Here is a 26042-nt window from a genome sequence, read left to right as displayed (position 1 = left end):
AATAATTTTATGGCATTGTCAGTGGGAATTGTATGAGTAGAAAAGGTTAAAACCTATATTGAAGAGAAATGAATTACTGGTCTTGTAATAAATTAGGACAGATACCTTGATTGGATTTAATCAAAATATCTGTCCCTTTAATTATTGTCTAGAAAAATAATGGTATATACACAATTAGCAACAGTACAGCCAGCAGCCCCAGCATAAAGGGGATAATGGATTTGGTGATTTTTTCAATCGGCAACCCAGTTACTGTACTGGCCACATAGAGATTGATGGCCACCGGTGGTGTAATCATACCAATAGCTAAACCTACTACGATGATGAGACCAAAGTGGATTAGATCCACCCCCAGCTGAGTAACAAGGGGAAGAAATACTGGTGTCAGTATGATTAAGGCGGAAGCGGTTTCCATAAATACCCCTGCTAAAACAATGACTAGGGTAATCAATAGCATAATCACATATTTATTGCTGGATAAAGACAATACTGCATTGGCAATAGCAGTAGGTATACTGTAATAGGCTAAAACCCAGCTCAAAATACTAGAGGTGGCAATGATAAACATAACCACTGCCATGGTCATTGCGGATTTGCAGACAATTTCAAATATGTCTCTCCACTTCATATCCTTATAAACAAATAGGGCTACAAATAGAGAATAGTTCACTGCAATAACCGCTGCCTCTGAAGGTGTAAAGATGCCAGAGAAAATCCCCCCCAATATAATGACGGGGGTTAAAATTCCCCAAATGGCCTCCTTAAAGGTCCTTACTACGTTTCCTACGGAAAAGGCTGAGCCTCTGGGATAATTGTTTTTGTAGGCGTATCTTATGGCCAAAACAATTAAGATTAATCCCATGAGAGTACCAGGTAAAAATCCGTTTAAAAACAGCTTTGCCACCGATTGATCAGCAATAACTGCATATAAAATCATGGGAACAGAAGGGGGAATAACAACCCCTATGGTGCCACTGGCGGCAATCAAGGCGGCAGAGGTGGCTTCATCATAGCCCTTCTTTTTCAGCTCTGGTATAAGGGGTGTACCTACTGCGGCAGTGGTGGCGGCTCCTGACCCTGAGATAGCAGCAAAAAACATGGAGGCCAAAACACATACCACCGACAAGCCCCCCTTCAGAAAACCAAAAATAGAATCCGCAAATTCCACTAGTTTTCCTGATACCCTACCCTTTGCCAGCAAATCCCCCGCCAGAATAAAGAAGGGAACCGCAATTAAGGGAAAGGTATCTGTCCCTGCAAACATCCTTTGTACCAAAACCGTTAGAGGCATACCTTCCCTTACTAATACCACAAGGGAAGCCAATCCAATGGCCACCGCTACAGGGATACCCAACAACATAAAGATAAGAAAAGAGAAAAATATAATTGCACCCATTACGCCCCAACCTCCCCTTGTGGAAAGATATTATCCAATATTAATGATATACCATGGATAAACATCACAATAAAGCTAAGAGGAATTCCTAAGTAAATGTATTTCATGGGAAGCCGCAAAGCCGGTGATAATTGATACACCTGCATCGAGATTAATTTAAACCCATAGTAGGCGGAAACCCCAAAAAACAGCATAGATAAAACTATACTTAAAAGAACCACAGGCTTCTTTAAACTTGAAGGCAGTAAATCTACCCCGAAGGTAACTGCTATATGCATCTTTCTTTTGTAGGCAAGGGTCGCCCCTAAAAAACTGCTCCACACCAATAAATACCTTGCAGCCTCCTCTGTCCAAACCAATGCATTGAAAAACACTCTAAAGATAATCTGTAGACTAATGGATACAATCATGCCTATAATTCCTAAAAATACCATCCTTGTGATGAACCAATCTAGCCCATCACTGAATCTTCTAAAATAATAGGATAATTTCATTGCTTACCCCCCTTTGTTTTTAAATTAGCCTTGGCACCCAGTACCAAGGCTAATTTCGTACTATTTGTTAAGTTGTTCTTGAATTTTATCCATATATTCTCCGTATTGTCCTCTATACTTGTCATAAACAGATTGTACCGCCTCTTGGAATACTGCTGTATCTACCTCAGTAATCTCCATACCTCTTTCTTGTAGCTCCTTCAATAGTATTTCTTCACTCTCAATATTGATAGCTCTTGCATGCTCTGCTGCCTCTTGAGCAGACCTTTCAATAATCTCTTGAATGTCTGCTGGAAGCTTGTTGAAGGCATTCAAGCTCATCATGATAGTGGCGGGTGAATAGGTATGTCTAGACAAGGATAAATGCTTTTGTGTTTCATCCAGCTTGAAGGAGTGGATTACCACCACTGGATTCTCTTGTCCATCAATGGTTCCCTGCTGTAAAGCTGTAAGGGTTTCTGTCCATGCCATTGGTACAGTATTGGCCCCTAAAGCTTGGAAGGTGTCGATATATACTGGATTTTCCATAACTCTAATTCTTAAGCCCTTCATGTCATCAGGGGTTGCAACCGGTTTTTTAGAGTTGGTTAGGTTTCTAAATCCTCTTTCTGCAAAGGCAAGGCCCTTCAGGTTGACATCCTCCATTTTTTTTAGGATTTCCTTACCTATATCACCATCCAATACTCCATAAACCTCTTCATGACTGCTAAATAGGAAGGGTAGTTCAAACACTGCCACTTGAGGTACAAAGTTGGCGATGGGTCCATTGGTGATGATTCCCATGTCCACTGTACCCATTTGCATACCCTCTAGTAATGTTCTTTCGTCCCCTAAGGTAGCGTTGGGATGGACTTCTATCTCCACCTTACCACCGGTTCTTTCCTCCACCAATTCCTTAAACTTCACAGCACTGATATGGAAGCTGTCATTTTCATTGACAACGTGGGCCAGACGATATTTTACAGGCTCAAATTCTTCTAAGGTTACATCTTCACCTGCTGCAGGCGCTGGAGATTTTTGTCCACAGGCTGCTAAAAGTGTCACCACTAACAGCATACATAATAACATACTTAATTTCTTTTTCATTGTTCTTCCCCCTGGTATAAGATTATTTTCTTCAAAGTCCTTATTAGATTTAATACTTTAATACTGCACCTGTACTGGCGGAGGTGACTAGCTTACTGTAGCGATATAGATAAGTCCCTTCTTCAGCCTTAGTAGGTGGTTGTTTCCAAGCTTTTAAACGATTTTCTATTTCTTCTTCCGATAAATCTATTCTCAAACTCCTATTAGGAATATCAATTTCTATCATATCTCCTTCTTCAATAATGGCGATAGGTCCTCCCTCCGATGCTTCAGGGGAAACATGACCTAAACAGGGTCCCCTTGTGCCGCCAGAGAAACGTCCATCTGTAATCAAGGCAACGGATTTTTCCAATCCCATCCCTACAATTGCCGCCGTAGGACTTAGCATTTCCCGCATACCGGGTCCCCCCTTTGGCCCTTCATATCGGATTACCACTACATCCCCCGATTTAATCCTCTTAGCCATGATGGCAGCATAGGCTTGTTCTTCTGAATCAAATACCCTAGCTGGACCCTTATGGACCATCATTTCTGCCTCTACCCCTGACTGTTTCACCACGGCCCCCTCTGGTGCAAGGTTCCCCATAAGGATGGCAATTCCTCCCTCCTTACTGTAGGCTTCATCCATGGGTCGAATGACACTGTCGTTCCAAACCTCTGCCTTCATTACATTTTCTCCGATGGTTTTTCCAGTTACAGTGATTTCATCATTATAAATTAAACCTGCCTTCAACAGTTGATTCACCACTGCGGAAATTCCCCCCGCCCCATGTAAATCTGTTATACTATGGTGTCCAGCTGGACTGAGCTTTGCAATATTAGCAACCCTTCTACTAATTTTATCAAATTCCTCAAGATTCAACGGTATCTTTGCTTCGTTAGCAATCGCCATAAGATGTAGTACTGTGTTGGAGGAACCTCCTATGGCCATATCTACAGCTATGGCATTTCTAAAGGCTCCTAAGGTTAATATATCCCTAGGTCGAATATTTTCCTTTACTAGTTCCATAATTTGCATTCCAGCTCTTTTAGCCAATTGCTTTCTTTGTCCATAGGGGGCTGGAATCGTACCATTACCAGGTAGACCTATCCCTAGGGCTTCAGCAAGACAGTTCATAGTATTGGCAGTAAACATCCCAGCACAGCTACCACAGCTAGGACAGGATTCTGCTTCCAGTTCCTCTAATTCTTCTGCAGTAATTTTTCCTTCCGCATAGGCCCCTACCCCTTCAAAGGCCCCTCTAATTAAATCCACTGGCTTTCCCTTGTGATTTCCCGTCAGCATAGGTCCTCCACTTACATAGATGGCAGGAATATTCAATCTAGCTGCCGCCATCATCATTCCAGGAACAATTTTGTCACAGTTTCCTATTAATACTAAACCATCAAATTTATGACCTATGGTCATGGCTTCTATAGAATCTGCAATGAGCTCCCTAGTGGAAAGGGGATATTTCATACCATCATGATTCATGGCAATACCATCACATATCCCTATTACTGGAAACTCCATAGGCGTTCCCCCTGCCGCACTTACTCCTAGCTTTACTGCTTGGGCCAGCTCATTTAAGTGAAAATGTCCTGGAATCACCTCATTATGGGCATTGACCACACCAATTAAGGGTTTTTTTAAATCCTCTGGTAAATATCCCATAGCATAAAATAAGGATCTATGGGGGGCTCTATCTAAACCTTGAAAGCTATTATTTATTTTCATATTTATATGGCCTCCTTATCGTTTTCTATACTTTAACAAAAAAAAAGACCCAAAGCCATTTGTTTTTTAAACAAATATTTTGAATCTTTTGTCTTGAGTGTTTTTTGTTTTTTTGTTCTTTTTTTATTATTTTGTCATAATTTGTCGCCTATAGCTGGTGGGGGTGGTATCTTCATACCTTTGAAAAACAATACTAAAGTAGCTCAAATCCTCATAGCCCACCTCCAGAGCAATTTCATTGAGGGTTAGATTAGGATTTTTCATCAGTTCTTTAGCCTTACTTAATCGCAGCTTATTGAGGTAATGGGAGAAATTCATTTCCGTCTTTTTCTTAAAATATTTAGAAAAGTAAGCACTGCTTAGGTTTACCTCATCGGCTACATCCTGTAGGTGGATCTTATTTTTATAATGCTCTTGTATATAGGCCTTGGCCTTTAAAATTACATCATCCTCATAGCTGGGATCTACTATTTTTTCCTGGGATTTTTCTTCTTCCTTTCCTAAATCCATGAGATTTTTCAGCATCTCCTTCAAATCCTTAGGGGCTATTGGCTTTAAGAGATAATCATAGGCTCCTAGTCTAAGGGCTTTTTGTACATAGTCAAAATTGTCATAGGCAGAAAGAAAAATGATTTTTGCTTGAGGCAGTTCTTTTCTAATAATCTCTGCCCCCTTCAAACCATCGACTCGGGGCATTTTTATGTCCATGAAGATGCCTTGGGGCTTTATTTTAGTCGCCATCTCTATGGCTTCTTCTCCATTGGAGGCTTCAAAAACTTCAATATCTAGTTTCTCTTGACTTATGACAAATTTTATATACTCCTTCATTATTTTCTCATCGTCAACGATCAAAAGCTTCATTCTTTTCCTCCCTTTTCTTTCCCATGAACAGGTATTTTTATAAAGACCTGGGTTCCTTCTCCCCACTGGCTGCATATTTTCAGCTGAAAATCTTCATCATAGTAGTACCTAAACCTTTCCTTAAGATTGGCTAAACCAATACCAGTTCCTTCCTTAATGCCAACCGTTTTTTCAAATAGTGTCTCTATTACTTCCTTCTTCATACCACAACCATTATCCATAACCTCTAAAAAAATGTAATCATCTTTTCTCTTTCCTTTGATCTGGATAGTGATTGGTTTACCGTTGGCCTCCAAACCATGTACAATCGTGTTTTCTACCAAAAGCTGAAGGGTCATAAAGGGGATCTCCACCTCCATCACATTCTCCTCCACATCTATTTTGATTTCAACAAGTTGGTGGAAACGTTTTTTTTGAATGAAGAGATAATCCTTAATATAATCCAGTTCCTCCCATACCTTCGTCATTTCCTCTGATTTTTTCAGGGTGGTTCGCAAGAGATTGGATAGGGCGAAGGTCGTTTCCGCTGCATCCTTTGCCCCCTGCATATAAGCTAACTCTCCTATAACACTTAAAGTATTGAAAAGGAAATGGGGACTTAGCTGGGCCTGTAAAGCCTCCATCTTTGTTTCCTGTAGGGCCTTTTCCAGTTCTATCTTCTTTTGCTGGTCCTCTAGCATCTGAATTGTTCTTTGATGAAGCTCCCTTTGGGCCAAATTATTAATACCTGTTTCTACAATAAATCGGCTCATGGTCATCAAAGATTCCATAATAGCATATAATCGTGCCTTAGTTAATCGTCTTATATTTAAATAGTCCTTTAATGGTCTTCTATTTCCCTCTTTTTCCAATACTTCTAATGTTCTTTGGGATGGTTCGTTTAAAAAGACAGGTCCACAGCTAATACTGCCTATATAGGTATCCCCCATATAAATAGGGGTGTAGAGGGTAACCAAATCTAAACAACAGTTGAATACCTTGGTCTCATCCTCCATATGGGGAGCCTTTTTACTTTTCAAATAACACCTATTATTGTAGCTGCAATGGTGCTGACAAAAAGGGGATAAATTGCTGGGCTTCGTTATAATCTCCCCCTTTTCATCCCGGATAAGAATAGCTATTTGGGAGGCCTCTGAAAATTTATCCTGAACCTTTTGCAACATAGATAAATCTATAATCCCCTTTAAATTATCTATGGCATAACGGGTAGAAAACTCTGCCGGTGGCAGCATCTCCTTATAACTTAAGCTGTTGGCATTGTAGACGATAATCATCTCTAAGGGTTCGTCCCTTAGGTTTTTGACAGCATGCTCTCCATAGGGGGGAATATGATAAACCTTTCCATAGGATAGGGGATATTCTTTACCATCAATCCAATGCACTCCTTTTCCCGATAGGGTATAAAGAATCTGTTCATCGCCAGTATGGAGATGCTTTTTTTGTTCCGCCTTTGGCAAAAATGTAATATGTCCCACCAGCAATTTTCCTTTACTCACATCATCCGGCTCAGGAAGCCATTTAACTGTACCCCATTGAAAATATTGCTTTATAGGCATTTTACCATTATTCATCGTATCATCCTTCATCATCATTAAAATTACCTCAATTTTCTAGTGAATTTCTTTATTAGACCTATTATATCATTTTTCTGCAAATTCCTCACCTCCTACTCTTGTTGTGAACATTTATCTCAACTTGTGTTTTTCCTCCCTTTATCAATTACTTTGTAAAACATAATAAACACCTTGGAAATAGAGAAAATTATTTAAGAAAAAGACAAAAAAAGATTCTGTGGTCCTGCTGGCATCAGCCCTCCACTAGAATCCTTGTGTTAAAGTAATAAAATATTAGGTTCTTGATTCTATTCTGTTAAATCTCTACTTTTTCTTTTACCTTTCCAAAATAGAGCTTTCCTATATAGAACAAATCCCAGACCTGATCTTCAAACAATGAATTTTCTATAAAAATATTTCTCCTAAATTATAAAATGTTCAATGTGTAAAAAAATTTTATATATTCAAGAGTTTATCCTTGTGTATATACCTTTAATTGCTTATTTCCTCTTAAGCGATTAGTATGAATTAAGTATGCTAAAATAATTACAATTAATTCTGTTATAGTAAAGGATGCCCAAACTCCATACATCCCAAAGAAGAAACTCATAAATAGTACGGAAGGAATCAAAAGCACACTGCTTCTTAGTATAGAAATTGTCATTGCGTTGATAGTATGAGATGTTGCGCTTAAGAAAGATATCAAAACAATGTTTAGTCCAGCAAAAATAAACCCAACAAAATATATTTTTAATCCAACTTCAGCTATCATTGCAAGAGCAGCATTATCTTGACTATTAAAAGCTGAAACAATATTTTTTGAAAACATCAATATGGTAAAATAAATGATTGCTGATAACATCAATGATGTTGTTAAGCTATATTTTAATATGGTTCTCAATCCATTTATATCAGATTTAGCATAATAATTGCTTGTAAGTGGTTGTATTCCCTGAGCCAATCCTGTAAATAGTCCCGTTGCGATTATTGCAACATTGGCAATAACTCCATAAGCGGCAACTCCAACATTACCAGCTATTCTCAATATGATAATATTAAAAGTAAATAATGTAATTGATGATGCAAACTCTGTTACAAACGATGGAAACCCAAGAATTATTATTTTCCCCAACCTCTTTATATCTAGTTTGTGCTTATTCAGCTGAAACCTAAAGCTACTGTGCTTAAAATGAGTCATTAAAATACACAGGCTAATTATTGGAGATAGCCCAGTGGCAAATGCTGCTCCAAAAATCCCCATGGATAACGGAAACATAAAAATATAATCTAATATGATATTTGATAAACTGCTTATTATCATAGCTATCATTGCCAACCTAGGATTATTATCATTTCGAACAAATACTAATATAATATTGTTTAAAATGGAAAAGAAAGAAAGTCCTAATATTGTACTTATATAAGTTTTAATTGCAGGTAGTGTAAACTCATCTCCACCAAGAAATACCGACAACTTTTTTCCGAAAAACAATGCCATAATAAGGAATATTATCGAGATCAATACTCCTATTAATAGGGCATTCAAGAAAGATTCGTTACCGGAATTACTACCTTCAGATCGTCTAGTAGTAAAATCTATAGCGCCTCCTATTCCTATCATTAAACCTATACCTTGTATCAATGTGTAGATAACGATAGAAAAATTTAGTGCTGCAAGCCCTATTGCACCAAGGGCTTTTGATATAAAATAAGTGTCTGCTAGTATATAAATCGATAGACCTACCATAGCTAAAATATTTAATGATGTATATTTAAGAAAATCCAATCTTATTTTTTTCATGATTCCTCCTAAACAAGATATGAAACTACTTGTGTATATTTAAGAAATATTTGATGAATCTGATGGCGCCTATGAACACATCCGTGTTAGAAAGAAGATTTTTTAAAAAAGGGATAAGAGCTAGTAACAATGGTATAAAAGGACTTATAAGAGAAAATAATTTAGTAAGTGCTTTGAAAACAAAATTCAAAGCCACTACAAATTCAAATCATAACCATTCAGTAACCCCAAGCTATTGAACAAGGATTTCACAGCCAAATTTAAAACCCAAGAGTGGATTGGAGATATTACGGGCATTTCAACAAGTAAAGGGTGGCTTTACCTAGCAGCTATTGAATATCTGTACCATAAAAAGATACTAGGTTAGGCTTTAGATGTGAGCATGACTAAGCAGTTAATCCTTGGTGCTATCGAATAGACAATTACCCCTAAAAGACCTGTTAAAGGATTAATTTTCCATTGAGATAGGGGCTCACAGTATACAACCTATAATTAGATTATCAGGATAAACTTAGGATAGAATATAAACTATATCATAGGTAAGATAAGGATCTAACAGTTTAAAAGATATTTCAAAGATATAGTTATGTAAGGAATATGCCATTACCAGCACTTAATGAAAAATTTATCTATTAACAAGAAATAATTTGCATAATAAAATACACTATAATAACTAGGTTTCTAGGGTTAATAAAATATTCTAAGAAAACAAGAGCAAAATAGTGTTCTTTTATATGAAGTTCAAAATCAATTGAATGATTTTAATTTTTATTATAAATTAAAAAATAATTATAGTCTCGCCGTGCTATCATATTAAATAGAATAAGCCATTAGATAAAATTATTTTTCCATTAACAAAAGTTTCAGCGACCAGTTTATATGATTTTCTAAAAAAGTAATTAATTCCTTTAAGTTTCTATCTTTAATAAAGTTAATCATTTGTAAATGTTGTGCTATACTTTCTTCACTATTATTTAAGGATTCATAAGATATATATTGATATTGTTTAATCTTTAAGCTCATCTCTTCAAATATTCCCTTAGCATAGTTATTTTCACATTTAGCAAAAATTAATTGATGAAACTTCATATCAACATTTGCAAACTCCTCTTTTGTCAAAGTACCCATATCATATTTTCTTTTAAGAAGCATAAAATCATTTTCGAGTTCAGTAATTTCTAATTCTGTTATCTTATAAATTGCAGTTTTAATTGCAATCACTTCTAGTGCTTTCCTTACTTCAAAAATATCCTTAATATTTTTAATTGATAATAGTTTGACATAAGTCCCAACACCATCTTTTACTTCGATAATATCCTCGCTTGCTAACATTCTAAGAGCTTCTCTAACAGGCGTCCTGCTTATACTTAATTCCTCTGCAATACTGCTTTCATTAATTAACTCTCCAGGTTGTATCTTATTGTGGTAAATTCTATCCCTTATTTCTTCATAAGCGATTTGAGCTAAATTTTTCTTCTTAGTCTTACTTATTTTTGTTATCATTTTTTTCTCCTTTAACCTACTAATTATATCCTTAAATTTTAATTAACTTGATTTTGTACAAATAACAACATAGGCATTTTATAACTTTACCATGAATATATTTCCAAAAACAGCTGAGGGTGAGAATAGTGGCTCATAGAAATATTTTTTATCCAAAACAGTCCTGAGAAAGTCGGTATCTCACCTATGAAAAGTATATCATTCAAACTAGATGAGGATAAAGTGGTAAATACTTCTGATTAGCTTTGTTTTTTAATTTAATTTGCTAATAAACTCAATTCCTTTGATGCTTTTAAATCCTTTAACTTAAAGGTGGCCCACGCTATGGCTCTTTGGAAAACATCCAAGTGTACCTGCAGAAATCCCTAGATCTAAAGGTTTAACAATCATTGTTTATAAACTTGTTGGTAAAGATGGGCAAATTAAATATTCTCATTTACCCACCAACACCTGAGCTGAAAAAATCAATAGAAGTCAATTATTTTACTTTTAAGCTATGTTAAACATAGATGTTGATATTGTGTAAATAAAGCTATGACAAAATATTGAGTGATTGTCACTCTAAGCATAGCAAAGAGTCTTAGATCCTTCAGTTCCCTCAGGATAACAGAATTCAAAAATTTATAGAATGTAAAAATCAACAATAGCGTTTAACAGGGCTACTTTTAAAGAAGTATTGACTCTAAGATATCTTTTATAGAAAATTAGCACTTTCAATAGTTTAATGAAGAAGTGCAAAAATGATTCATTTATAGCTAATAATTACATATAAATGAATCATTTTATATAGTTTTAATTTTGCTATACTAACAAGTTTTTAACATCATTACAACATTTTATATTAGCTAAGTATTTCTATAGTTCCATTGTTTGCATCTACTCTAACACGATCTCCATCTTTTATTACTTTATAAAATTCTGGATCTACTTTATCAACCATGGGGATTTCCATAATAATTGCACTGGATACTAGTACGGTTTCAGGATGTTGTATAATCATGGCTTTTGGTGCATTACCTTTTTGATTAAGTTGATATAATCCGTCAGCTTGCACTACTGAGCTTCCTTTTCCACTAGGAAAAATCAATATTTTTTGTGCTATAGATTTTCCTTCTAAATCATGGGCCTGTTCCATAACTTTGCCTGTTTCAGGTTCTATTAAATAGAACATGATATCATCCTTTGATACAATCACTTCAGCTTCTGCAACACCTTCTGATATTTTGTGACAGCTAAATTTTTTATTTTTCATTTATTTCACCTCACCTATTAATGCAGCATTTATGCAAGTATCTAAATCTCTAATGACAAAATGTATTCCTCGTCTTTGTGGATAATATGCACATTTTGGAGACTCGGTTATTCCTATTTTGCCATTTAAGTGTTTCCAACAGGGTTGATCTGGACAGGTATCAGGTACAATAAATCCACCAGCTTCTAAAATTATTTTGTCTAGTCCCATCCTTTCAGCCATTTCTTTAACATGACTTGATGTAAGTATCCACATTTCCTTTTTAAGTTTTTTATCTTTTATTTTGTCAGCAATATATTTGACTTCTTCTAAGGTAAAATGAGGACAACCAAACATTGCAAAATCAATTTCTCTGTTTCCTTCTAATGAAATTTCTGATAAAATTCCTTGCATATCTTCGTTGGTAATAGTAACTTTTCTTTGAGGCTCTTTTCCGCCAAAGGCAGCTTCTAATGTTGGTGCTTCAGGGGTGCATCCGACTATATGATACATGCCATAGGCTCCAGATGTATTTAGTTGAGCACCTAAATTTCTTAATCCCTCCTTTGAAATATGTTTAGGTAATCCTGTAAACACAGGGATTCCATTCCCAATTTTCTTGCCTAACATTCCTAGTATATGATAATCAAAGTCTGTTTTTATATCAGCCTTTACTTCTACCAAAATATTACCTTTTCTATTTTCATCAAATAATAGTCCATATTCAGGCACAAATCCAGTGATAGCAGCACAAAGTGCACTGTTTGCTCCTTCTCTATTACTTTTTGCTCCCCAAACTGCGTTTACATAAGGAGTTGCACTTGATTCTGAAAAAGCAACTATTTCTCCATAATTTGGTACGTTTGTATCTATATATGGGGTGCAGTTGTAGCTCAAAATTGCTCCTAAACCTTTGTAGGCATCATGGGTTCTTTGCATTAAATCAGCATCTTCTTTGGAAACCATTTCTTTATTTTTAAAGAATGATAAACAAAACCCTGGATTAACCGTTGGAGGAACTTTACATTTAGCCCCCGCTTTTAATAACTTTTCAGCAAACCATAGATCTGCTTCTTGATTGCTTAAGGCAACATGTGCTCTAGTTATTGGTACTAATCTTTCGGCATCAAATGATTCTCCAATAGCTACTTGAATTTTCATTGCAATAGCGGCACCTTCACCATATTTGCCATCTAGCATGTCCTGTTGTTCATTTGTTAACTTCATTATATACCCTCCTTACATAATATGGTAGTGTTAAATTTGACACTCCTTTTAAAAATAAATATTATATTTCAAAGGTCTCAAAATTTTTTGTGTAAAAAACAATGATCCTCTGTTTTTTCTGTTATAATTGAAGTTCTCCAACGCAGTTTTTCAACAGAAAAGTTGATCATTGTGAACTCAATTATATGTTATTTACTTTTATATATCCAATACTTGCATAAAGAAATTTTAAAAATTATTCCTTTTATTGCTAAGTGCACTCCCTTTAATTAAGGGGCTTTTAATGATTCCAAAAGTCCTGAGCAACACAACTATTTGTGACGATATTGTAGCTGTATCTGTTTTTGAGTTCTTCCACCGTTGGTTGTAATTTCAGAGCATTGTTTAGCATGCTATAAATGCTGCTGACAACTAGCTGTCCATCTAGTTTGTTATCTAGTATTATAAGTACATAGTTATTTTTAATTTTTTTTATTTATTTTGATTTTTTATGAGCTACTTTACACTCCCAATAATATAAAACTACATTGCAATTACAGTAAGACAAAACCATTATTTTTATCAATGGAAGATGGATGGTTATATTCACTATTAATAATTGTCATAGAATGATAAATATAATTAATGTAATTCTAATCTAGTATCATTTTTCACATATTCTAATAATGAATCTGAAACCTGAATGTATTCTAATTCTAAGGTGTTTTTAATTTTTACAATCTTTAAATTGTCTTTATCGGCTCCTCGAAGGACTTTAATAGCTATTTTTATGGCTTCATCTTGATTTTTAGCAATTAAAGGTATTTTACAATCATCGATGCATTTAATAGCTACTCCATTTGCATAAATTGACTCAAAATCTAATTGCTCAAACACTTTTTTTGTTATGATATCAAATATCCCCATACCTATGCCATTCCCATGGGATTCCTCTGATAGGTCTAATAGAATCATTTTATTTATCTTAGGAACTTCTAATACAAACTCCTTTAAAATATAGCTTTTCCCTAATATATTTGGATCATATCCTGCACCAGAGATGTTTTTACCTATCTCTTCTACAATTAATATATCTATTTCGGGAATCATAAGCTTTGGCATATTTTCTTTAGCAATTCTAACTAGTTGAATCTCTCTAGAAATCAATTCTTTGGCAGGAATGAATTCAATTATTGATGTTCTATCATAGGCATTCTCCACTATTCCAACACCGAATCCAATGTTTGCCTTTTTCATTATAATAGAAGCTGCTTCTTTAATTATTTCTCCAAAACAATCAAATTCTTCTTCGTGAATTGCAGAACAACCTGTATGATTACCTAATCCTATAACAAGCATTTTACATAAACCACTTTGTATATCTGCAACAAAATCTGTGTGAAGCTTTATTCTATTTATAGGCACTACTACATCAGCTTCATATGCAATTTTATCAAAATAAACATCAATACCTTTTTTTGTTTTGCCAAGGTGAACAACATCTGTTTTTGTAATCACAGGTACTTGCATATATTCTTCGGTTATTCCATAACCATAAAGTATTTCTCTTTGACCCTTTTCTGTTCCTCCACCGTGGCTTCCCATTGCAGAAACTATATAGGGATGGGCTCCCATTTCTTTTATTTTATCTACAGTTAGTTTTACTATTTCTTTTAAATTCTTTATACCTCTGCTTCCTACCGCAACTGCAACTTTATTTCCTGGTTTGATTGTAGATTTAATAAATTCTTTTTTTATCTCACAACATATAGCTGCTTCAATATCTTCTAATTCTTCTTTTGGAAAAATCTGCCTAACTGTATGCATTTTAGGTAGGTCAATATTTAAATCTTCCTCAAGTAATATAGGCATTTTATTAACTCCATTCTATAATGAAATTCTTAACCTTTAAAAAGTTTTACTAAAAACATAGTTGTTGGTTCAAAATAAGTGGTTAGAGCCAGTACAATAAACAAAGCCAAAATTAGCCATTTTACATATTTAATCATTTGTTCCATTTTTACGCCAGCTACAGCTTGAGCTACAAATAAATTAATTCCATAGGGTGGTGTAACAAATCCAATAGCTAAGTTCATAGTCAACATAACACCAAACTGTGTAGCACTCATACCTAATTGTCTTACTACGGGTAACAATATAGGAGCAAGTATAATAGTAGCCGGTATATTATCGATAAAACAGCCTACTATTAGCAACAAAACATTTATTAATAATAATATAATTATTTTATTAGATGTAAGACTAAGTATTGCATTAGCTAACATTGCTGGAATTTGCTCCATAGTTAAATAAGTGGCAAATACAGTTGAAAGTCCTACCATAAATACTGTAGTACCATTGACTTCCATACTAGTAAATAAGGTTTTATATAGTTGTTTAAATGTCAATTCCTTGTACACTACAACACTCACAATTGTTGCATATACACACGCTACAACAGCAGCTTCTGTTGGTGTAAAAATGCCTCCATAAATCCCTCCTAATATAATTACCGGCGTCATGATTGCCCATATTGCATCTTTGAAAGCTAAGAAAAACTTCTTTAAAGATAAAGGTGCAGCATTTTTATCCCCTAGATTTCCATTTTTCTTAGATACAATATAATTGACTACCATTAGTGCTACTCCCATTAAAATTCCAGGTATCATACCAGCTATGAACAAGTCACTAATAGAATTTCCTGTAACAACTCCATACAATACAAAAGGTATACTAGGAGGAATAATGACTCCGATGGTACCTGCAGCTGCAGCTAAAGAAGCACTATAGGCTTTACTGTAACCTCTTTTTTCCATTTCGGGTATCATAAAACCTCCAATTGCCGCTGTAGTTGCCATAGCAGAACCAGAAATAGCTGCAAAGAACATACAAGCTACTATGGTTACCATTCCTAGAGCGCCCGTTCTTTTTCTTAACAACAAGTTGAAAAAGTCAATAAGACGCTTTGCAACCCCACCTGTACTCATTATGTTTCCAGCAAAAATAAAGAAGGGTATAGCCATTAATGGAAATGAATCAACTCCCGTTACAGCATTTTGACTAATCATTACTAATGGTATATTTGAAAAGTTCATCATAGTTAATAACGTAGCAATGCCAATTGCATATCCGATTGGTATTGCTAAGAACAGGAGAATGAAAAACGAAGAAAATAAAAACATAGTAGCTTGCATTATGCTTCACTCCCTTCAGATTTTATGAATACTAATCCTCTAGCGTCACTGTAAATTCCTCCAATTATTCTACACACTATTACCAATGAACTTACTGGAACACTTAAATATACAATATATAGAGGAATTCTCATTCCTGAGGAGACTGTACCTCTGGCAATCATAGTTTGTACTAATTGAAAGCCGTATTTAACTAAAAAAACATTAAATGCTAGTGTAATAATTTTGCTCATGAACATATATATTATCTTTCCTCTTCCTTTTAATTTGTCGTATATCATTTCAATAGCAATATGTTTTTTGGTCCTAAACCCTAAGCTGGCACCTAGCCAAACTTGCCAAATAAATATATATCTACATAATTCCTCACTCCACGAGAGAGATTGATTAAACACGTATCTCATAACAACTTGAATAAATACCAATATTACTGTAAATGCTAAACTTGCTACCAATATATACTCTTCTGCTGCATTATAAAAGTTTATTATTTTTTTTACAACATTTTTCATATGTTCACCTCTAAGTTTTACTTTACTGTTTAGAATATTTCTAGCTAGCTTAATGTCAAAATCTATAAATTAGCTAAAAGCATCTGTGCCTTTTGGGGTAATTGCTACTTCTAGAATTAACCCCAAAAGGGGAGACAATTACTTTAAAACAATGTAGTATCACATGAGCACTTATTTTCTTAAATACAAATTTTTGAGCTTAACCTTGAATTTAGTTAAATTTCTATCTATACTTTTCTAACAAGTCAAATATTTCATTACCCATTTCTTTTCTGTACTTTTCATACATTGGCTCTACAGCAGCTGCGAATTTTTTGTAATTCTCTTCAGAGACCTCATTAACTTCCATGCCATCATCTTGTAGTTTTTGGACATAGTTAGCATCATTACCGTCTTCTTCTGCGATTTGCCAATCAACTAACCACAATTCAGCCGCTTCATCTATAATTGATTTATGCTCGTTTGATAATTGATTATAAAAATCTAAATTTATTATATTTGCACAAAATCCATAAACATGTTTTGTGAGACTTATGTATTTTTGTACTTCTTGAAATTTAGAGTCATAAATTAATGATGCAGCATTTTCTTGCCCATCAACAGTTTTTTGTTGAAGCGCTGTGAAAAGTTCTCCAAAACTTATAGGAGTAGGGTTAGTACCTAATAGAGTAAACATATCTATAAATATGGGACTTTCCATAACCCTCATTTTTACACCTTTCAAATCTTCAGGTTGTGTTATAGGTCTTACATTATTTGTTATGTTTCTTATACCATTAAAGCTGTACCCAGTGTTTTTGATTCCAACTTTTTCAAGTTCTCCATTTAGTAATTGTCCAACTTCTCCTTCAAGAGCATTAAATGCTTTTTCAGTACTTGAAAACATAAATGGCATGTCTAATGCGCCAAACATGGGAGAATACATAACTAATGTAGAAGTAGAAGGAAGAGCCATTTGTATTGTTCCTAGAGCTACTGCCTCTGTTAATTGAACATCCCCACCTAATAGAGCATTGGGATATACTTCCACTTTAAGTTCTCCTTGAGATTTTTCTTCTACGTGTTGGGCAAATTTAAAGGCTGCTTGAGTTTGCGAATGAGACTCAGGTGCAATCAAGCCATATTTAATTATAATAGCATCTTTCTTTGTTTGTGTATCTGTATTGCTTTGTGTGTCATTAGTAGTATTGTTGCTACATCCTGTTATAGTAGCTAACAATACTACTAATATTAATACTATACTTATTGCCTTTTTCATTTTTTTACCTCCCTCATTTTTTTATAGATTGTACTTTCAAACCAAATATTTCTAATTATAAATAAAAATTTTACTTCTATAACAAAGTAGCAATTTCTATTTAATAATTGAAATCGTAAGTAAATAATAAATATAAATTACAAACATCAACTTGATTTAAAAACAAAACAACGAATTAGGGAAAAATATTTAATAGTGTAGATGTATACACTTATTATACATCTTGTATTATGGAGAGTCAATAAGAAAATAAATATTTTTTAGAAAAGTTGTTTAATTAGAATATTTCAATATTTTGTGCCACTTAAGTTGTGAACTAAATTACTGTAGTTTTGCACAAATAATATCTTTATTAAATTATCCATAAGCCTATCATGAAGCGATAGTAAGTATGGCATCTTTCACTGATGTATTTTTCTCTATTTCTTGATCTAATGCAGTTTTGGAGAAAACAAGTTTTTCCAAGGAATATCTTTTTAAACAAATTCGCAATCTACTAAAACTAAGTTCAGATGTCCATGGGGTATCCCCTCAGTAATCTTGGATATCTAACCAGCTGCTACTTGAAAATTTTAACAATGTTATCTTTCCTACACTATAGGCTACAGCTACAAGGTGTACGAATCTAAGCGTAGGCAATAAAGAGTGATGTTGATAATCCCCTAAGCCTAGGTGCTGCTTCATATCTTTAATAGCTACTTCTATGGAAAATCGAGCACTATAGATTTCAATAATTGCTGATGGGGTCAGTGTTACATCTGTACTAATAATGGCAGTTACCTTGCTGCCAACTTTAGTGAGGACTACTCGAACTTTACGGTCAAGATCTAGCATCCATAAATCTTTTACTACAACGTCAACGTTTCTAGTTTCACCATATAAGAGTACAGGAATAGATGTCATAGGTTCTGTTTTAAAAAGATTAGTAATTTTAACCTTCTACCCCTTTTTTCTTGGGCGACCTTGCTTCTTTTTTGCTGGTTTTTCAGGATCTAAAAACCCAACAGCATTCGTCTTTAATTTTGTAACAACATGAATAGGATTTTTTCTATCTAGCAGGGGTTGTATAAAGGATTTATTGCTAAAATACGCATCTACTACTACCCGAATAGAATGCTTTAAGTTCCACTCTGTAAACTGAAATAATGTAGCATGGGCATTTTCCCAAAAATTCATTGATATTGCTATGCTATCAGTATCAGCTGAGTACTGACAGGGGTTAGACTTACCCGATATTAACCTGAAGATTAATGGGAAACAAAGGAATTTATTAGTAAAGAAAGAACCAACTAAACCTAATATACCCCAATGGTAACCTATAATATATTTCCCTTGGTTAGCATTACCACTGTGGTTATTCCACTTTTGAATACCAGGAATTTTTTTCAGAATTCTTTGCTACGAGACTAGTATCAAAGGCTACAAGCAGCTTGCCATGAACTAAGAACTGACCTTCAAATAGTTCTAAGAGCTTCAAGAATAACTGCTTCATTACAGCCATTAAGTCCCACTGATTCTTGGATAAAAAGCGCTCCCAACTGGCAAGGTTCTTCTTATAGAAAAAACAATATCTATAGATATTCCTAGTGGTCTTTCTGCCTTCGGTTACCAATAGACACCAAATGAAAGTAACAAAATATTTATAATTTGGTATTGATAACAATTCCTTTGGAAACAATGGTAACTGAAGTACTTCTAGAGGAATATAAATGTACACAATTATCACTCCTTACCAGGGTTATTGTGTCTATATATTCCTCTTTTATTTTCTAAATTATTACGTCAGTTTTTGGTAGCTATTTAAAAAGTGCAAAACTATAGTAAATTAGACTAAATAGACCTGTTAAGAACTTTCTGATGTTGTGTTAAGATAATTTTAAGATTATAGATTTTCAATCACTTTACATTTTGAAGAGTTATGACAAAAAAAAGATTCTGTGGTCCTGCCGGCATCAGCCCTCCACTAGAATCCTTGTGTTTAAAGTAATAAAACCAAAATTATATTTATCCATAGGATAGGATTGTATATAGTTTCCTATGGATTATAAAAATACCTTTGGATTTTTTATGATTTTTTAAGCTTCACTCCCTATAATTTCCTCCAGCACCTCGGCTACTGCCACGATGATGGATTTACACTTCACTTCTTCATCATGACGATACTTTTCCTTTAATAATTTGCAATTGACGGTATCCAACCTTTTCTCTACCCTGTCAAACAGTTGTAGTACCAGGTTCTTTATTTTTTCCCCCTCATGGGCCCGTTCTTCTACAAACATGATACCTAATACCGCTATAGCTCCAGTAACAGCTCCACAGGTTTCCTCTATAGCCATTCCCCCGCCAAATCCTGCCATTGTCTTTAAGGCATCTTTTGTAAGATTTAAGTCATAGGCCTTATTAGCGGCATATAAGATGGTTTCTGCACAGTTTAAATCGTATTTAGAGCTATAATATTTTTCTGCCTTTTCCTTTAACATAGTTGGTTTTCTCCTTTTCTTCCTAATCATCTATTTTCTTCTACGTCTACCGAAGCCTGTAGTGGAAACTTTGTTGCTGCCATACACAGGTTGCTCCTTAAGCTGTAGTTCTTTTTTTAAACATATACCACATATACTACCCTTTTCTATGACAACACCACATTCTTCACAATGTCTCATGAGGCTTTTTTTATCCATGAGGGATAATCTCCCTTCCTTTAAGTACTTTAAGATCAAAGTGCTGCTAACCCCTGTGGCCTCTGAAGTTTCCTGTATTGTCGCTCCTTGATGATTGTATACATATTCCCGAATCCTTCTGTAGGGATCTCCTTCTAGGGTGATACATTTACCACACAGCACTTCTCCTTCTCCAGTGTATTTTATCATCTTCCCACATTTAGCACAATTTCTAAGTTCCATAAATACCACCCCGTATTCTTTTGCATTTATTTTATTATATACTACTGCCGAACTATGGCATAGGGTCTAACTACCTATTTTTGCAAAATAAAAATGCTTGGGAAAGTTTTTTGTTGTATAAAAAAAGGAAGCATCTCCTATGCCTCCTGAATTTTCTCCTATATAAAATACCATTTAAAAGGCAATCTTCCTTTCCATCAACAATTGCCCTTTTAAAATTATTATGATTGTATTATCGTAATTTATGCTATAGTGTCAACTTCTTATACAGAAGAAGGTAAGATATCCGTTACTATTGTAGCTGGAATTCTCTAATATAATACACCAGCCTACATAGCTCTCCCCTAGTCATATAATCCTTTGGTCTTAAGGATTGCTGAGGCTCCACCGTCAATATACCTTTTCCAATAAAATAGGCTACACTATCCAGGGCAGAAGAACTTATTTGTTTAAAGTCTTTATAGGTTATAGGTGCTATAAGATCTTCTTTATGAATCTCAACTTGCAGACCTTCAAACAGCATCATAAGTGCCTCTTCCCTCGTTATAAACTCTTGGGGATAAATCCTATCCTCTTCATCTACTGGTAGCATGCCATGCTGATGGGCTATAGTTACATAGTCCTTTGCCCACGGAGATACTTCCCCATAATCTACATCATGGATTTCTTGACCGATAGGTTTTATATCCAATGCATCTACTACTATTTTAGCCATTTGTTCTTTGGTTACAAAGGCATCGGGAAGAAATAAATCCTTTCCAATACCACTTACAATCCCCATTTTATATAATTCCTCTATGTACTCCTGATTTATATGATGGATTATATCCCTAAAAACAACCCCATGGTCATCCTTCAAATCCCCAAAATGATAGTTCTTGGGGGTTGGTATTTTTAGCCCCCTCTTTGGCAATCCACTTTTGGGCAGATGGCTGGAATCAATAGAGGTGATGGGTTGATTATATTTATCCCTTATTAATTGGAATATCTCCTCTTGATAAGCTTTATCCTCTGAAACGTTTGGGTTATTTCTAGCTAACCATCCATTATATCCCCAAAGAGTAAAATACCAATGCTCTAAAATATTAGGGTCCATGTCTCCTATAGTGGGATAAAGACTACCGGATGCCTGCCATCTTCCCAATAAAATATCTGCTCCTGCTTCAATATTGTATCGTATATCATGTCTTAGTTTTTGCTGATCTAAATGGCGATGCACTTCATTTATCTGCATAATCCCTGTATTCCCTCTAGATACAAAGGGGTGTCCATTGTGAAATTGCCTATAGTTACTTTCCTTCCAAGCAATAGCCTTAAGAATCACTGAAGGAATTCCTTTTTCCTTCGCTACCTCTTCAATCAAGGTTTCTATTTCTCCATGACTCATTCCCTCTGTTGCAAAGCTATAAACCAGCTGCATACCTATGACCATCATAACAATCAAAATCAAAGCTACCCCTTTTTTGCTTTTTTTCAACTAAATCCCCCCTAAGTTTTTTATTTATTGAAGGAAGGTTTTTTATCCTCCAAAAAAAGATGGGCCCATTGTTGTCCCATCCTACCTTAATTCTTTTTTATATTACCATATTTTTCTTATAGAATCATCCCTATACCTAAAATTTTTCTACAAACAAAGAAATTAGCAGTCTCTAAAACTGCTAATCCATGGATTTCTACTGCCATTTAGATTTTTTTATCGATAATAATTCCTGCAACCTCCAGCATATGGGCCACCATGTCCAAAATTTTTTCCGATGGTACTTCTCGAATCACCTCATCATTGGTGGAATTGATTACCTTAACCATAATGGATTTCGTCTTCTCATGTATAGAGATTTCGAAACGTCGATCAAAGGGTTCAAAACTTTTGTTGGCTTTTTCCACCGCCTTGATAATTTGTTCCTCTGTGTATTGCTTTTCTGCAGATGGTCTCGGTACTTCTACTGCTGTGGCCTCTCTCCTAATGCTTGGACTTCCTTTTCCTAAAGCATTAGGAGCTTCAGTATAAATTTTACTGTTTGACAATCCATCGACCTTCATCCGGCTCCCTCCTGAATATTCCATATTTTCTCATAAAATATATCGGTTATTTTATAAAAAAACTTAATGAAATTTTCAAAGGATGTTTAAATCCCCTTTAAAAAGCCATAATTTCTTCTCCTAAATTATGGCCTCCCCCTCTTCTAGGGCTATAATTTTTAAAAAGGACGTCACCACATTGGGATCAAATTGTTTTCCTGAATCAATTTCTATTCTCTTAATTGCTTCCGATAAATCTAAAGCCTTTCTATAGGGCCTATCAGTGGTCATGGCATCAAAGGCATCAGCTACTGCTATAATCCTTGCTGCTAGAGGGATTTCCTCCTCCTTTACCGTACCAAGATAAGATGGAAACGGTGTGTTAACTCCGCCATCCCATCGTTCATGATGATAATATACTGCATTCCTAATAGTATCATAGGATTTGATGACATCCAATATCTTTGCTCCGATAACAGGGTGTTGTTTTATGATGTTGTATTCTTCTGGGGTTAGAGGTCCTGTTTTATTTAAAATATTGTCGGGAATCCCTACCTTCCCCACATCATGAAGCAAAGCCCCAACATAAGTATCAAATACATCCTTCTGTGACAATCCCATCTCTTCAGCAGTCTTAATACTCAAACGGGCTACTCGTTTACTGTGATTGCCTGTATAAGCATCCCTATAGTCAATAGCCGTAGCAAAGGCTGTAGCAATTCCCTCTAATAAATTTGCTATGTTTTCCCTTTCTTCTTGTAATAAGTGATTGGTCTTCTTTAAATCGTTAGTTTTCTTATTCAATTGATAATGTAGGGTTGTATTCCACAAATAAAATAAAAACATACAGGTTAAGAGGATATAAGAAAAGAAAGTGATATAAAAATACCTAGGTATTTCTTGAAAGGGTCTATGGCCAACAATGCCAAACCACTTATTATCCAAAATACCTATAGTACCTTTTTTATGTAGCGTATAAATGACTCTGTTGATAATATCAGCAAGCATAGAATTGTCCTTAGACAAAGCCATAGCATAGTGGCCGGTGGTTTCCTCTAAAATCTTTATATTATAAGAATGATTTTCATTATATAACCTTAAATAATATAGAGCTGTCATATTGTTCTCTATCCAAACATCACCTTCACCGTTGATTAATAATTCCATGGCCTCCAAAGGATCCTTCGCTATAATAATTTCTCCAGCATTGTTTTCCAATGCTATGTCATGGGTAATGGAATTTTTTTGTGCAATAATCCTCAAATATTGTAGATCTTCTACTGACACATCCCCTAGCTCCCTTGGGGCTACAATAGCTTGGGTAGTTACTAAATAGGGATCAGAGAAAAGATACTTTTCTTTTCGCTCCTCTGTAATTTGCATACCAGTAATGACAGAGATCTCTCCCCTTTCTAATGCTTCAATGGCTTCACTCCAATTCATTTGCTTATAGGTTAAATCAATATTTAACTCCTCTTTAAAAGCCCTTATTATATCGGCTTCATAACCCTTAGTCATAGAATTCATATTGAAGGAAAAGGGTGGATACTCTTCATCTCCTACAAATACAAACTTATCACTATAATACTGCAAATACTCTTTGTCGAAGGAGCTCAAATTATATTTAAGGTGTGGAATCATTACCATTATAAACCAAGTAAAAAATCCAATGGTAATTATAATATATAGCAATGAAACCAATTTCGTCCTTTTGCCCATGCCTACCCTACACCCCCTCCACAGCAAATTTCATTATAATTATACTATTTAATGCCATTTTTTTCTATAATTCTTCAAATTTCTACATTATTATCGATATTTCTTGGGATTCATCGAAGTTTTTTTAACCTTTATCGAAGAATTCTTCACTTTCATCTAAGTTTTTTAGTTGTATCGATTCAAAGGTATCTATAGCCCTACATAACAATCCCTTTAATCTATGTAGCTTTCTATTTACTTTGAAAAATTTATTTGATAGAAAAGTAAAATATTGTTAAACTGAATATGTACTTATTAAAAATACATAGGAAAAAAGGAGGTTTTACAATGATTAATACAGTAAAGATCGAAGAGTCTATTCATTTTCTTGGGGTAAATGATAGAGAAACCCATTTGTTTGAGAACCTATGGCCTTTAGATAAAGGGGTTTCCTATAATTCCTACCTCATCCATGATGAAAAAATCGCCGTAATAGATACAGTAAAAAGCACAAAAATGGACGCCTTTATCGAAAAAATCGGAGGCATTATAGGTGATAAACCCGTAGATTATCTAATCATCAATCATATGGAACCAGATCATTCGGGGGCCATAAAGGCTGTGCGGGAGAAATATCCTAATGTTAAAATAGTGGGTAATAAGAAAACCTTTGAGTTTTTGGAGGACTTTTATGGTATTATGGACCATCACTATATGATTGATGATGGCGATGTATTGGATTTAGGTAAACATCAGCTTAAATTTTACTTAACCCCTATGGTCCATTGGCCAGAAACTATGATGACCTATGAGACCACTAGCAAAACCTTGTTTTCCGGTGATGCCTTTGGTGGCTTTGGTGCGTTGGATGGCGGGGTTTTTGATGATGAAGTAAATCTAGAGTTTTATACCGATGAAATAAGACGATATTATTCTAACATTGTTGGTAAATATGGTGCTATGGTTCAAAAAGCCTTGAAGAAGCTTAAGGATGCCGGTATTGATATCCAAGTTGTGGCCCCTACCCATGGTCCCGTATGGAGAAGTAATCCCTCTTGTATCATCAATTATTATGATAAATGGTCTAAAGCTGAAACAGAAGAAGGTGTAGTCATTGTATATGGCTCTATGTATGGAAACACCCAAAAGATGGCGGATTTTATTGCCCGAAAGCTTTCAGAAAAGGGGATAAAAAATATTCGGATTTATGATGCCTCTAAAACCCATGTTTCCTATATTATTAGTGATATTTGGAGATTTAAGGGGGTTGTTTTAGGTAGCTGTGCCTACAATACCGGATTGTTTCCTGCCATGGAGGCTGTTATCCATAAAATAGAAAACTCTCAACTGAAGAATCGCTATCTCGGTATTTTTGGTACTGCTTCCTGGAGTGGTGGTGGTGTCTCCACCTTAAATCAATTTGCTGAAAAAATCAAATGGCAAAAAATTGGGGAATCTGTTGAGGCTAAATCCTCACCAAAAGAAAAGGAATTCGAGATGTGCCAACAAATTGCAGATGAAATGGCCCAGCTATTGATTCATGAGAGGGTATAATTGTTTTCCTCTTGATATATCCTCTATTTCCCTTAGGATAGTACTTGTAGGGGAAATGG

Annotated in this window: 23 protein-coding genes; 1 reads left to right on the top strand and 22 read right to left on the bottom strand. The window is 34.9% G+C overall.

Annotation, left to right across the window (positions count from 1 at the left end; genetic code table 11):
• Positions 1 to 148 precede the first annotated feature (148 nt).
• The 22 genes from BLS22_RS01440 to BLS22_RS01335 form a co-directional block, all read right to left on the bottom strand.
• Positions 149 to 1396, bottom strand: coding sequence for a TRAP transporter large permease (locus BLS22_RS01440; protein ID WP_090549285.1), 1248 nt, complete (start codon positions 1394 to 1396; stop codon positions 149 to 151).
• The gene (locus BLS22_RS01435) at positions 1396 to 1890 is read right to left on the bottom strand and encodes a TRAP transporter small permease (protein ID WP_090549282.1); all 495 of its coding nucleotides are present in this window, start codon (positions 1888 to 1890) and stop codon (positions 1396 to 1398) included. The genes BLS22_RS01440 and BLS22_RS01435 overlap by 1 nt, the downstream gene beginning before the upstream one ends.
• A gap of 60 nt (positions 1891 to 1950) precedes the next feature.
• Positions 1951 to 2976 carry a TRAP transporter substrate-binding protein gene (locus BLS22_RS01430; RefSeq protein ID WP_090549279.1) on the bottom strand — a complete coding sequence of 342 codons (1026 nt, stop codon included), beginning with the start codon at positions 2974 to 2976 and terminating at the stop codon, positions 1951 to 1953.
• 49 nt (positions 2977 to 3025) lie between these two features.
• On the bottom strand, positions 3026 to 4693 hold the full coding sequence (gene ilvD / locus BLS22_RS01425; RefSeq protein WP_090549276.1) for a dihydroxy-acid dehydratase: 1668 nt from the start codon (positions 4691 to 4693) through the stop codon (positions 3026 to 3028).
• Between the two features lie 126 nt (positions 4694 to 4819).
• Positions 4820 to 5554, bottom strand: a complete 735-nt coding sequence (locus BLS22_RS01420) for a response regulator transcription factor (protein ID WP_176762000.1) — start codon at positions 5552 to 5554, stop codon at positions 4820 to 4822.
• A complete protein-coding gene (locus BLS22_RS01415) occupies positions 5551 to 7146 on the bottom strand; it encodes a PocR ligand-binding domain-containing protein (RefSeq protein ID WP_090549270.1) in 1596 nt (531 codons plus the stop codon). Before BLS22_RS01415 ends, BLS22_RS01420 begins: the two co-directional genes overlap by 4 nt.
• Positions 7147 to 7579: 433 nt before the next feature.
• The gene (locus tag BLS22_RS01410; protein WP_090549267.1) at positions 7580 to 8908 is read right to left on the bottom strand and encodes an MATE family efflux transporter; all 1329 of its coding nucleotides are present in this window, start codon (positions 8906 to 8908) and stop codon (positions 7580 to 7582) included.
• Between the two features lie 840 nt (positions 8909 to 9748).
• Positions 9749 to 10411, bottom strand: a complete 663-nt coding sequence (locus BLS22_RS01405; RefSeq protein ID WP_090549264.1) for a GntR family transcriptional regulator — start codon at positions 10409 to 10411, stop codon at positions 9749 to 9751.
• Positions 10412 to 11252: 841 nt separating this feature from the next.
• Positions 11253 to 11663 carry an aconitase X swivel domain-containing protein gene (locus BLS22_RS01400; protein WP_090549261.1) on the bottom strand — a complete coding sequence of 137 codons (411 nt, stop codon included), beginning with the start codon at positions 11661 to 11663 and terminating at the stop codon, positions 11253 to 11255.
• On the bottom strand, positions 11664 to 12869 hold the full coding sequence (locus tag BLS22_RS01395; protein WP_090549259.1) for an aconitase X catalytic domain-containing protein: 1206 nt from the start codon (positions 12867 to 12869) through the stop codon (positions 11664 to 11666). It lies immediately after the preceding gene.
• A 621-nt stretch (positions 12870 to 13490) separates the two neighbouring features.
• On the bottom strand, positions 13491 to 14720 hold the full coding sequence (locus BLS22_RS01390) for a nickel pincer cofactor-dependent isomerase, group 22 (RefSeq protein WP_090549257.1): 1230 nt from the start codon (positions 14718 to 14720) through the stop codon (positions 13491 to 13493).
• Positions 14721 to 14749: 29 nt separating this feature from the next.
• Positions 14750 to 16042: a TRAP transporter large permease gene (locus BLS22_RS01385; RefSeq protein WP_090549255.1), complete on the bottom strand. Its 1293-nt coding sequence runs from the start codon at positions 16040 to 16042 to the stop codon at positions 14750 to 14752.
• Entirely contained in the window at positions 16042 to 16554 is a 513-nt protein-coding gene (locus BLS22_RS01380) for a TRAP transporter small permease (RefSeq protein ID WP_090549253.1), read from the bottom strand. The genes BLS22_RS01385 and BLS22_RS01380 overlap by 1 nt, the downstream gene beginning before the upstream one ends.
• A 223-nt stretch (positions 16555 to 16777) precedes the next feature.
• Entirely contained in the window at positions 16778 to 17812 is a 1035-nt protein-coding gene (locus BLS22_RS01375; protein ID WP_090549251.1) for a DctP family TRAP transporter solute-binding subunit, read from the bottom strand.
• 531 nt (positions 17813 to 18343) lie between these two features.
• The gene (locus BLS22_RS15325) at positions 18344 to 18715 is read right to left on the bottom strand and encodes a transposase (protein WP_090549248.1); all 372 of its coding nucleotides are present in this window, start codon (positions 18713 to 18715) and stop codon (positions 18344 to 18346) included.
• A 36-nt stretch (positions 18716 to 18751) separates the two neighbouring features.
• Positions 18752 to 18988: a transposase gene (locus BLS22_RS15320; protein WP_334292609.1), complete on the bottom strand. Its 237-nt coding sequence runs from the start codon at positions 18986 to 18988 to the stop codon at positions 18752 to 18754.
• 178 nt (positions 18989 to 19166) lie between these two features.
• On the bottom strand, positions 19167 to 19529 hold the full coding sequence (locus BLS22_RS15315; RefSeq protein ID WP_090549241.1) for a hypothetical protein: 363 nt from the start codon (positions 19527 to 19529) through the stop codon (positions 19167 to 19169).
• Between the two features lie 358 nt (positions 19530 to 19887).
• Positions 19888 to 20292: a C-GCAxxG-C-C family (seleno)protein gene (locus tag BLS22_RS01355; RefSeq protein WP_090549237.1), complete on the bottom strand. Its 405-nt coding sequence runs from the start codon at positions 20290 to 20292 to the stop codon at positions 19888 to 19890.
• 30 nt (positions 20293 to 20322) lie between these two features.
• On the bottom strand, positions 20323 to 20712 hold the full coding sequence (locus tag BLS22_RS01350; RefSeq protein WP_090549234.1) for a hypothetical protein: 390 nt from the start codon (positions 20710 to 20712) through the stop codon (positions 20323 to 20325).
• A 292-nt stretch (positions 20713 to 21004) separates the two neighbouring features.
• The gene (locus BLS22_RS01345) at positions 21005 to 22189 is read right to left on the bottom strand and encodes an S-layer homology domain-containing protein (RefSeq protein ID WP_090549231.1); all 1185 of its coding nucleotides are present in this window, start codon (positions 22187 to 22189) and stop codon (positions 21005 to 21007) included.
• 206 nt (positions 22190 to 22395) lie between these two features.
• Positions 22396 to 22752 (bottom strand): flagellar protein FlaG, encoded by a 357-nt coding sequence (locus BLS22_RS01340; protein ID WP_176761999.1) that lies wholly within the window; start codon positions 22750 to 22752, stop codon positions 22396 to 22398.
• 120 nt (positions 22753 to 22872) lie between these two features.
• On the bottom strand, positions 22873 to 24450 hold the full coding sequence (locus tag BLS22_RS01335; protein WP_090549225.1) for an HD domain-containing phosphohydrolase: 1578 nt from the start codon (positions 24448 to 24450) through the stop codon (positions 22873 to 22875).
• Between the two features lie 327 nt (positions 24451 to 24777).
• Between BLS22_RS01335 and BLS22_RS01330 the strand changes: the two genes are divergently transcribed.
• The gene (locus tag BLS22_RS01330) at positions 24778 to 25983 is read left to right on the top strand and encodes an FprA family A-type flavoprotein (protein WP_090549221.1); all 1206 of its coding nucleotides are present in this window, start codon (positions 24778 to 24780) and stop codon (positions 25981 to 25983) included.
• Positions 25984 to 26042: the final 59 nt, after the last annotated feature.

The sequence above is a fragment of the Natronincola ferrireducens genome (genome assembly GCF_900100845.1).
Taxonomy (GTDB): domain Bacteria; phylum Bacillota; class Clostridia; order Peptostreptococcales; family Natronincolaceae; genus Natronincola_B; species Natronincola_B ferrireducens.
Note: the sequence above shows the minus strand (reverse complement) of the source record. Positions and strands in the feature narration are given on the sequence as shown.

Bases quoted from the DNA above. Each gene is read 5' to 3' on its own strand.
- BLS22_RS01390 (WP_090549257.1), bottom strand. From the start codon at position 14,720: ATGCCTATATTACTTGAGGAAGATTTAAATATTGACCTACCTAAAATG.
- BLS22_RS01355 (WP_090549237.1), bottom strand. From the start codon at position 20,292: ATGTTAAAGGAAAAGGCAGAAAAATATTATAGCTCTAAATACGATTTA.
- BLS22_RS01430 (WP_090549279.1), bottom strand. From the start codon at position 2,976: ATGAAAAAGAAATTAAGTATGTTATTATGTATGCTGTTAGTGGTGACA.
- BLS22_RS15320 (WP_334292609.1), bottom strand. From the start codon at position 18,988: ATGAATTTTTGGGAAAATGCCCATGCTACATTATTTCAGTTTACAGAG.
- BLS22_RS01340 (WP_176761999.1), bottom strand. From the start codon at position 22,752: ATGAAGGTCGATGGATTGTCAAACAGTAAAATTTATACTGAAGCTCCT.
- BLS22_RS01400 (WP_090549261.1), bottom strand. From the start codon at position 11,663: ATGAAAAATAAAAAATTTAGCTGTCACAAAATATCAGAAGGTGTTGCA.
- BLS22_RS01375 (WP_090549251.1), bottom strand. From the start codon at position 17,812: ATGAAAAAGGCAATAAGTATAGTATTAATATTAGTAGTATTGTTAGCT.
- BLS22_RS01380 (WP_090549253.1), bottom strand. From the start codon at position 16,554: ATGAAAAATGTTGTAAAAAAAATAATAAACTTTTATAATGCAGCAGAA.
- BLS22_RS01410 (WP_090549267.1), bottom strand. From the start codon at position 8,908: ATGAAAAAAATAAGATTGGATTTTCTTAAATATACATCATTAAATATT.
- BLS22_RS01405 (WP_090549264.1), bottom strand. From the start codon at position 10,411: ATGATAACAAAAATAAGTAAGACTAAGAAGAAAAATTTAGCTCAAATC.
- BLS22_RS01415 (WP_090549270.1), bottom strand. From the start codon at position 7,146: ATGATGATGAAGGATGATACGATGAATAATGGTAAAATGCCTATAAAG.
- BLS22_RS01335 (WP_090549225.1), bottom strand. From the start codon at position 24,450: ATGGGCAAAAGGACGAAATTGGTTTCATTGCTATATATTATAATTACC.
- BLS22_RS01350 (WP_090549234.1), bottom strand. From the start codon at position 20,712: ATGGAACTTAGAAATTGTGCTAAATGTGGGAAGATGATAAAATACACT.
- BLS22_RS15325 (WP_090549248.1), bottom strand. From the start codon at position 18,715: ATGACATCTATTCCTGTACTCTTATATGGTGAAACTAGAAACGTTGAC.
- BLS22_RS01420 (WP_176762000.1), bottom strand. From the start codon at position 5,554: ATGAAGCTTTTGATCGTTGACGATGAGAAAATAATGAAGGAGTATATA.
- ilvD (WP_090549276.1), bottom strand. From the start codon at position 4,693: ATGAAAATAAATAATAGCTTTCAAGGTTTAGATAGAGCCCCCCATAGA.
- BLS22_RS01385 (WP_090549255.1), bottom strand. From the start codon at position 16,042: ATGCAAGCTACTATGTTTTTATTTTCTTCGTTTTTCATTCTCCTGTTC.
- BLS22_RS01395 (WP_090549259.1), bottom strand. From the start codon at position 12,869: ATGAAGTTAACAAATGAACAACAGGACATGCTAGATGGCAAATATGGT.
- BLS22_RS01435 (WP_090549282.1), bottom strand. From the start codon at position 1,890: ATGAAATTATCCTATTATTTTAGAAGATTCAGTGATGGGCTAGATTGG.
- BLS22_RS01440 (WP_090549285.1), bottom strand. From the start codon at position 1,396: ATGGGTGCAATTATATTTTTCTCTTTTCTTATCTTTATGTTGTTGGGT.
- BLS22_RS01330 (WP_090549221.1), top strand. From the start codon at position 24,778: ATGATTAATACAGTAAAGATCGAAGAGTCTATTCATTTTCTTGGGGTA.